This is a genomic window from Zarconia sp. (assembly GCF_057467645.1).
Genome location: NZ_JBRJXU010000089.1, coordinates 1 through 6,633 on the forward strand (window position 1 = coordinate 1; position 6,633 = coordinate 6,633).

A 6,633-nucleotide genomic window follows, 5' to 3' on the forward strand; every position below is an offset into this window, starting at 1 on the left:
GATGGAGACGGGGATGGCGATGGCGATGGCGATGGCGATGGTCGAGCATCTGCAGGTTGTTTGCCAATAGTGACCGCATAACGATCGATGCCAATAGCGATCGCTTCTGCTGCCATTTCGGTGTACCGTCTAGCGGTAGAGGCATCGACGGAGTCGATAAAATAGGATTCTGTCAGGCAAGCTGCTCGCACGGTGAGGGGAACGCCCAATAAGACAGCCAATCCCTGACGTTTCACGCCGCGATCGTTCAATCGCAGGGCATCTACGAGTTCGTCTTGGAGAATACCGGCAAATCGGTAATCTTCGTCGGTGCCGTTGCGGTGGATGAGTACCTCGGTGCCTTGAGTGCGACCGTTAAAGGCATTCAGGTGCATACTCACGAAGACATCGCTATCTTCAGCGTAGGAACCCATCGCCTCTAGCAAATCCGTCGGGTCGAGAACGTTGACTTGATAGCCCTTCGCCCTCAAAAGACGACTGGTGATGTTGGCCATCACCGTCACTTCCTTATATTCAGTGGTTCCGTTTCCATAAGCACCCTCTTCAAACCCGGTGCTTCCATCTCGATCCATATAGGGGCCGTGACCCACTTCCAGCGTGACTTTCATAAGGGGGTAAGAGGTAAATTTTTGACTAAGCGCGATCCGATCGATCTTGGCATTTCTATCTTGGCATTTCCCATTCCTCTCAACAAGTAAGGGCAATCCCCTCTATTTTGACGATCGTAAATTCGATGGCTTAAAAGTCTCTGAGGAATGACTGAAGTATCTATAAATTCTTGAAATCGACATGAAAGAGTTGGTGACAGTATCGATTTCGTCATCGGGTTAGCCCAAAATTGAAAGGGCGATCGCAAACTCAGTTCCTTTTCCGGGTTCGGAAGAACAAGAGATCGTACCGCCATGTTTTTCTTTGATAATCTGCCGGGCGATCGCCATTCCCAAACCTGTACCTTTGCCGACCCCTTTGGTGGTAAAGCCTTGCTCGAAAATCCGCGCTTTGACATTTTCTGGGATGCCCACACCGTTATCGGCAATTTGAATGATGACTTGCTCCTTGTGAATTTGAGTTTGAATAGTAATTCGGTTGGGATATGCTGCGATTTCCTCAAAACTGCACCCTTCATTGGAGTCTTCGAGGGCATCAATGGCATTGGCAATCAAGTTCATAAACACCTGATTGAGTTGTCCGGGAAAACATCGAATCTCTGGAATATTGCCGTAATTTTTGATAATGCCAATTTTTGGACGCTGTTCGTTGGCTTTGAGGCGATGTTTGAGAATGAGCAATGTGCTATCGATACCATCGTGGATATTGAAAGGCACTTTGTGCTCTTGGTCCGTTCGGGAAAATGTCCGCAAGCTTTTACTAATATGAGCGATGCGCTCCGCCCCCAGTTTCATCGAACCCATCAGTTTGGGTAAATCCTCCCGCAGAAAGTCTAAGTCGATGGCTTCAATTTCTTCTTCAATCTCTTCATCACCGTCGGGGTATTTCTCCCGATACAAGTCAATTAACCCAAACAAATCTTGGATGTAATCTCGGGCGGGTTGGAGGTTACCGCCAATGAAACCCACGGGATTGTTAATTTCGTGGGCGATACCCGAAACGAGATTACCTAAAGCCGACATTTTTTCACTTTGCACGATTTGCAGTTGGGCTTGTTTCAAGTCCTCAAGGGACTTCTGCAACATTTTGTTGGCGGCTTGGGCATTTTCGTACAGTCGGGCATTTTCCAGGGCAATCGCAGCTTGGGAACAGAGCAAATTCAGTACTTCGACCCGATCTTGAGTGAAGGCTTCCTCACTCAGGTTATTTTCCAGGTAGAGGATGCCAATGAGTCGCCCTTGGTTGAGAATGGGGGTGCAACATAAGCTTTTGGGCTGCTGTTGTTTGAGATCGGCATCTCTGGAAAAATGGGCGTCTTTTTCGACGCGATTGAGAACGATCGTTTGTTGGGTTCGTTGGACGGTACGGATGATACTCATTGGTAGGGTATCGGCCCCATCGAGAGAAGACAGACATAAATGGCACGCTCCACCCTCACAAAATGCCGCTACTTCCCACGTGCCGGTATTCTGCAAAATTAACGCCCCTTTATCCGCTCCGGCATTTTCTAAGACGATATTCATTAATTTAGACAGAAGCGCTTCGAGTTCGATTTCTCCAGAGAGGGCTTGGGACGCTTTAATGGCACTGGTGACATCGAGAATTGACGTGGTGGTTTTTGTGGAAGAGTGAAGGGTGGGCTGGGAAGTGCAGGTACTCGTCGCGTTATCCCCAAAAGGCGATTTGGGTTGTTGGAGAATGGGGGTCAGTAGTTGGGGATAGGTCGCTTCGAGATGGTCGGTTTTGGCTTTGGCTCCCCAGCGCGCGTAGCAATAGTAGGCTTCGAGCATATAGGTTTGGGCAATTTTGTCTTTGCCCCAGTCCAAGTAGAATTTGGCGGCGAGTTCGTTCGCGAGGGCTTCTTCTTGAATGTACTGGTTGGCTTGAGCTCCGGCGATGGCGCGATCGTAATATTCGATCGCCTCTGCTTTTTGTCCGTTCAGCCGCGCTTTTTCGCCTTGAATCAGCCAGCATTTGTGTAGAAGATTTTCCGGACAAGCTGTTGCCCAACGTTTCAACTGTTCTTCTAATAGAGCTAGAGCTTGCCAATGAATTTGAACCTCGGCATCTTCAGCAACAGTTTCCACCAACGCTAGATGCATTAATGCGACATAAAATACGCTCGAAGGGACTTTTGTATGACTCGAAACCGCTTGTTCGATCGTGCTCAATTTCTCGATCGAATTCGGGTATGCGGCTGTGTTCTCAAATAAATAGGCATGGCGAATTTGTACAGAATACAACCAAGATAAAAGAAAGGCATTATTTTCGTGTTTTTTGAGATACTGTGCTTCCTTAAACTCTTCGTCATCAAAGGTGAGTGGCGTTTTTGTCAAACCCAGGAGATTGCGAATCGGTTGAATAACCCCAGCCATTAATCCATCGAGGTTATCCAAACTTTTGATATGACGGAGAAAAGCTGCATGAGTTTGAGCGATCGCGTAGAGTTCATCCAGATTCTTTCCGTAGGTGAGGCGATCGGAACCACTTTGTATCATCATAAAGCTAACGGTCAGCCAGTTGCCTGCATCCATGCCATACTTATAGGCATTCTCGTAATATCGATCTGCCTGTCGAATTGGGCGACTCCAGCTCTGAACATCGGCAGCAAAGAGGAAATTAGTCATACCACGTACATCAGCGTTATCAAACTGTTCGCAAAGCTGTACTGCCATTTTCCCAAAGCGATGAGCTGTCTCATAGTCCTTGAGTAATTCATTTGCGATCATGCCATAGCCAACATAGCCAAAAGGAGACACATCACTGTTACCATTGTGCAAAGATAAAGTGGTCATCTTGGCGACTGCCAGCAACGCTAAAGTGGGTTGACCGTCAAGCCATGCAGAATAAAAGAGAATTTGTAAAATTCGCAGCATTTCTGCAATGTTGGGATCCTTCATTTTAGTCAATTCAAGAATTGATTCAACCGTCTGTTTCTCGATTTTTTTTTCAACTGTGACAATTTCTCGATCTAAACTAGTCTGAATTTGTTTTAGCTCTACAGGCATGTTATAGCCAAGCCATTCTAAGCTTTGGCGTTGAATTTTTACGGCTTCAGAATTTCGTCCCTGAAGCTGATATTGAGTCATTTGAACTCGACAAATTATTACTTTGTCTAGAGGCGTTCTAGCGTGAGCGATCGCTTCTGAGTAAAGAGATTCTGCTCGATCGAAATCACCGGATAAATATGCAGCTTCTGAGCTATATCGATGCAAACTGTAGGTCAATTCATAGTCAGTTTTCCACGTTTTTTTTGATAATAAACCGATCCCGATCGTACAATAGTTTTGAGCTGCTTTATACGCAGCAGAGAGCTTCGCTTTTTGTCCAGCTTGCAGGTTTAAGCGAGCTAGTATTTGTTTCTCCTCTTGAGTGGAAATTTCAGCTTTCCCCAAATTCAGTTGATTGACTAGGTCAAAAATCCGTTCTAATTTTTCTGACTCAGATAACCCTTGCAATAACAACTGACCAATTCTCCAGTGCGTGCGGTTTTTTTGGGCATCTGGAATCAGGGAATAGGCTGCTTGCTGGACGCGATCGTGCAAAAAGCGATAACCTACCACATCATCAACCCCATTCTTCTGGCACTCATCCCCTTGGAAAAACTTATAAGTCTCGCTTTGAGGAACAACAAACCCTTCGTTTAAAGCACACCATAAATCTGTCGCGACTTTATCTGGGCTTTCTTCGCACACCACCGCTAAGGTTCCTAAATCGAACTGATTGCCAATACACGCGGCGAGCTTTAATACTTCCTGCGTCTCCTGCGGTAGCTTCTGCAACCGTCCCACCAGAAACTCCACCACATCCGAAGTGAGTGCCAACTGCCGCACCCGAGCCAAATCGCACTGCCAATATCCCGCATCTACCTCAAAGGTAATGCAACCCTCCTCGTACAACCCCTGTAAAAACTGGGTCGTGAAAAACGGATTGCCCTGGGTTTTTTGATACACGAGATGGGAGAGCGGGGTGGCTCGTTCGGGAGAACACAGCAACGTATCGGCCAGCAACTGGGTGATATCGGACTCTTGCAAGGGTGCCAACGTCAGAGTCTCGAGGGGTTTGTCGATTTCGTCGAGGGTCAGCATCAACGGATGCGCCGGAAACACCTCATTATCTCGATAGGCTCCCAACACGAATAAATAGCCCGATGCTAACTCCCTGAGTAATAGTTTCAACAGGTTCAGGGAGGCTAAATCCGCCCACTGCAAATCATCCAAAAAGATAACCAAGGGATGTTCGGGGGTGGCAAAAACTCGCGCGAATTTACCAAAGAGCAGGTTAAAGCGGTTTTGGGCCGCACTTCCGGAGAGTTCTGGAACGGCTGGTTGTGCGTCGATAATTGCTTCGAGTTCGGGAATCACCTCGATCAATACTTGTCCGTTGACCCCAACGGCATCGAGAATATCGGCTTTCCACATTGCCAAAGCCGCATCCGACTCTCCCAACAGTTGTTTTATCAAACTGCGGAATGCTTGCACGAAGGCAGATAAGGGTACGTTGCGATTGAATTGGTCGAATTTACCTTGAATGAAATACCCTTGCTGGCGAGTGATGGGTTTGTGGATTTCGTTGATGACGGCGGTTTTGCCGATGCCCGAGAAGCCGGCGACCAACATCATTTCCGTGTTACCCTCGGCGACGCGATTCTCCAGGGGAGAGGCTACGCGACCGAATGCTGCCAATAACCGCTCGACTTCAGCCTCCCGTCCGTAGAGCTGTTCGGGAATGATGAAGCGATCGCAAATATCCCGTTCTCCCAACTCAAACGGCTCGATATGGCTCGTTTCTTTCCATTGCACCAAACATTTTTCTAAGTCGTATTTCAACCCCAAAGCACTCTGATACCGGTCTTCGGCATTTTTCGCCATCAGTTTCAACACCAGTTGCGACAGAATCTGGGGAATTTCGTTTTTCCTCATGTCCGGTGGCATGGGACATCGGGCCAGATGGCAATGTACCAACTCCATGGGGTCATCGCAGTGGAAGGGCAATTCTCCCGTGAGGAGTTCGTAAAAAGTGACTCCGAGGGAATAGAAGTCGCTGCGGTAATCGATGCCGCGATTCATCCGTCCGGTTTGTTCCGGGGAGAGATAGGCGAGGGTTCCTTCAAGGGTATTGGGACTGCTAATTTCTTGGGTTTCCTTCGGCAGTCGGGAAGAGATGCTGAAGTCGATGAGTTGGACGTGTTTGGTTTGGGGATGGATGAGAATGTTGGCGGGTTTGATATCTTTGTGAATCACCCGATGTCGATCGAGTTGGTGGAGAATGTCGGCTAATTGAAGGGCAATGGAGAGAAAATCCCCCATGTTGAGGGAACCTTGTTGCCATTGCCCCAGAGAAATATAACCCTGGGAGGGCATCACTAAGGCATAGCCGTTGCCGTAGTTTTCTAATGCCAGGGGTTGGACGATACCGGAGAGGTTGAGGTTTTTGGTAATGGCGTACTGATTGCGAAACTGTGCCAACTCCGCAAAGGTGGGGTATTCGTTACGCAGGAGTTTAATGATGACTGTTTGGCTATCGGTGGTGCGAGTGCCGCGATAAACGAGGGTGCGCGTGCCTTGGTAGAGATTTTCACCGAGGTGATAGCCGGGAAGAGTCATCATCGTCGTGTGGGGATAGACTGCGTGCTTCCAGTGTGGCTTTTTCGATCGGACCTCAAATCGATCGAAATCACAACATTTTTAACGTCAGTTCGGGATAACAGTTTCCGGTGAGGATGGGGTGTGGGGTGTAGGGTGACCGGGTGTCGGGGAATAGAATCTCATCGAACGGCCTTCGTTGACCAATTTTCCCCAATGTGGAAAGCTCCCTGTCCACACATGAAGCGAATCCAGCTCACCGCTCCACCTCTAGATTATCCTTAACCCGAACTGGCGCTTTTTAGGGCAAGGGGCGATGGCGTATCGAGAGAACTGAGCCCACAAGAGCTGACGAGTTTGGCGTTATTTGATGACCCGGAAAATTTAACCGATGGGAAGTGAAATGGCAAACTCGGTTCCTTTTCCGGGTTCGGAGGTA

General features: G+C 48.1%; 2 protein-coding genes. Both read right to left on the reverse strand.

The window, feature by feature from the left end:
• Positions 1 to 608, reverse strand: a 608-nt coding sequence (locus AC2215_RS13315; RefSeq protein ID WP_486810497.1) for an N-acetylmuramoyl-L-alanine amidase, incomplete at its 3' end; no start/stop codon positions are given.
• A gap of 219 nt (positions 609 to 827) precedes the next feature.
• Positions 828 to 6,218 (reverse strand): trifunctional serine/threonine-protein kinase/ATP-binding protein/sensor histidine kinase, encoded by a 5,391-nt coding sequence (locus tag AC2215_RS13320; protein WP_486810498.1) that lies wholly within the window; start codon positions 6,216 to 6,218, stop codon positions 828 to 830.
• Positions 6,219 to 6,633 lie beyond the last annotated feature (415 nt).

Coding starts and splice junctions, on each gene's coding strand:
- AC2215_RS13320 (WP_486810498.1), bottom strand. CDS start 6,218: ATGATGACTCTTCCCGGCTATCACCTCGGTGAAAATCTCTACCAAGGC.